The organism is Croceicoccus bisphenolivorans (assembly GCF_001634625.1).
GTDB classification, from domain to species: domain Bacteria; phylum Pseudomonadota; class Alphaproteobacteria; order Sphingomonadales; family Sphingomonadaceae; genus Croceicoccus; species Croceicoccus bisphenolivorans.
Map to the genome: position 1 here is coordinate 1 of NZ_LRSE01000037.1, position 2,500 is coordinate 2,500.

The 2,500-nt window shown below is 55.2% G+C and carries 1 tRNA gene and 2 rRNA genes (1 of these 3 cut by a window edge); all 3 read right to left on the bottom strand.

The features are described 5' to 3' along the window. Window positions 1-179: 179 nt before the first annotated feature. Window positions 180-256, bottom strand: a tRNA-Met gene (locus tag A7A77_RS17025). Between the two features lie 111 nt (window positions 257-367). Continuing rightward, window positions 368-482, bottom strand: a 5S ribosomal RNA gene (gene rrf / locus A7A77_RS17030). Between the two features lie 134 nt (window positions 483-616). Next, window positions 617-2,500, bottom strand: a 23S ribosomal RNA gene (locus tag A7A77_RS17035); it runs 906 nt beyond the window's last position.

The following is a 2,500-nucleotide window of genomic DNA, read 5'->3' on the forward strand; positions in this document are numbered from 1 at the left end:
CGCACATAGCCATTCCATGTGAGCCTAGGCGTGAACCGGCCCTGCCGTGATGCATTAGCCGATCGGAACGCCGCCAAAGGTGCCGTTTGCATAGCCATCGAAGGCAAGGCATGGATTGCGCGCGAGGCAGACGCAAAAAAGCCCGCTGGCAGGGAAGCCAACGGGCGTTTGATGATAACTGGTTGCGGGGGTTGGATTTGAACCAACGACCTTCAGGTTATGAGCCTGACGAGCTACCGGACTGCTCCACCCCGCGTCACCGATGTTGCCTTTGCGTTTGGGGCAAAGACCAAAAAGCCGCCGCTCGGATAACCGGCAGCGGCTTTTTAAACATGTGAATGGGTTTCGCGATCACGCCGGCTGCAATGCCTGGCGGCGTCCTACTCTTCCAACGCTTAAGCGTTAGTACCATCGGCGCTGTTTGGTTTCACGGCCGAGTTCGAGATGGGATCGGGTGGGTCACAAACGCTATGGCCACCAAGCAATGAAGCAGGCGTGTCGCGGATTTTAATCGATGCACACTTGAGTGATGTGGGTGATCTGGCTGCGATGACCGTCCGGTCAACGAGCAGTCCAGGCCAAAAGCCATGCAAGACTGTCGTTGATGGTGAGATTCATCAAGCGCGATCAGAACTATTAGGACCGGTTAGCTCCATGCGTTACCGCACTTCCACACCCGGCCTATCAACGTCGTGGTCTACGACGGTTCGAAGATACCTAATCTTAAGGGAGGCTTCCCGCTTAGATGCTTTCAGCGGTTATCCCGTCCGTACATAGCTACCCTGCGGCACCCTTGGCAGGATGACAGGTACACCAGAGGTACGTTCACCCCGGTCCTCTCGTACTAGGGGCAACTCCTTTCAAGTATCGACGCCCACGGCAGATAGGGACCAAACTGTCTCGCGACGTTCTGAACCCAGCTCACGTACCACTTTAATTGGCGAACAGCCAAACCCTTGGGACCTGCTCCAGCCCCAGGATGTGATGAGCCGACATCGAGGTGCCAAACGATTCCGTCGATATGAGCTCTTGGGAATCATCAGCCTGTTATCCCCGGCGTACCTTTTATCCGTTGAGCGATGGCCCTTCCACGAGGGACCACCGGATCACTATGACCGACTTTCGTCTCTGCTCGACTCGTCAGTCTCGCAGTCAGGCAGGCTTATGCCATTGCACTCTTGCAGCCGGTTTCCAACCGGCCTGAGCCTACCATCGCGCGCCTCCGTTACTCTTTAGGAGGCGACCGCCCCAGTCAAACTACCCGCCACAGAGGGTCCCAACACCGGCTAACGGTGCGTGGTTAGACATCAGAAAACAGCAGGGTGGTATTTCACCTATGGCTCCACGAGAACTGGCGCTCTCGCTTCAAAGCCTCCCACCTATGCTACACAACTCTTTCCTAATGCCACTCTGAAGCTGCAGTAAAGGTGCACGGGGTCTTTCCGTCTAACCGCGGGTACTCCGCATCTTCACGGAGAATTCAATTTCGCTGAGCATATCCTGGAGACAGTGGGGAAGTCGTTACGCCATTCGTGCAGGTCGGAACTTACCCGACAAGGAATTTCGCTACCTTAGGACCGTTATAGTTACGGCCGCCGTTTACTCGGGCTTCAATTCGGAGCTTGCACTCCTCCTCTTAACCTTCGAGCACCGGGCAGGCGTCACACCCTATACGTCGTCTTGAAGCCGACTTAGCAGAGTGCTGTGTTTTTGCTAAACAGTCGCTACCCCCTGGCCTGTGCCCCCTCCAACTACTTGCGTAGAAAGAGGGCCTCCTTCTTCCGAAGGTACGGAGGCAATTTGCCGAGTTCCTTCAGGATACTTCTCTCAAGCGCCTTGGTATACTCTACCTGACCACCTGTGTCGGTTTCGGGTACGGTCTATACGGAGAGGCTATTTCCTGGAACCACTTGGCTGCCCATCCAATCCGATAAGGATGAACAACTTCCGCGATCCGTCACACATCTCCAGGCCCACGAATATTTACGTGGTTCCCATCGACTACCCCCTTCGGGCTCGTCTTAGGGGCCGGCTAACCCTGCTCCGATTAGCGTTGAGCAGGAACCCTTGGTCTTTCGGCGAGAGGGCATCTCACCCTCTTTGTCGCTACTCATGTCAGCATTCGCACTTCCGATACGTCCACCGTCGGTTACCCTTCGGCTTCACTCGCTTACGGAACGCTCCGCTACCGCTGCAGTAAACTGCAACCCTAAGCTTCGGTGCATCACTTTAGCCCCGATACATCTTCGCCGCAGGAACCCTTATTTAGACCAGTGAGCTGTTACGCTTTCTTTAAAGGATGGCTGCTTCTAAGCCAACCTCCTGGTTGTTTTGGGATTCCCACATGCTTTCCCACTTAGTGATGACTTGGGGACCTTAGCTGTAGGTTAGGGCTGTTTCCCTTTTGACGACGGACCTTAGCACCCGCCGTCTGTCTGCCGAACTAGACTCGATGGTATTCGGAGTTTGGTTAGGTTTGGTAGATCTCGCGACCCCCTAG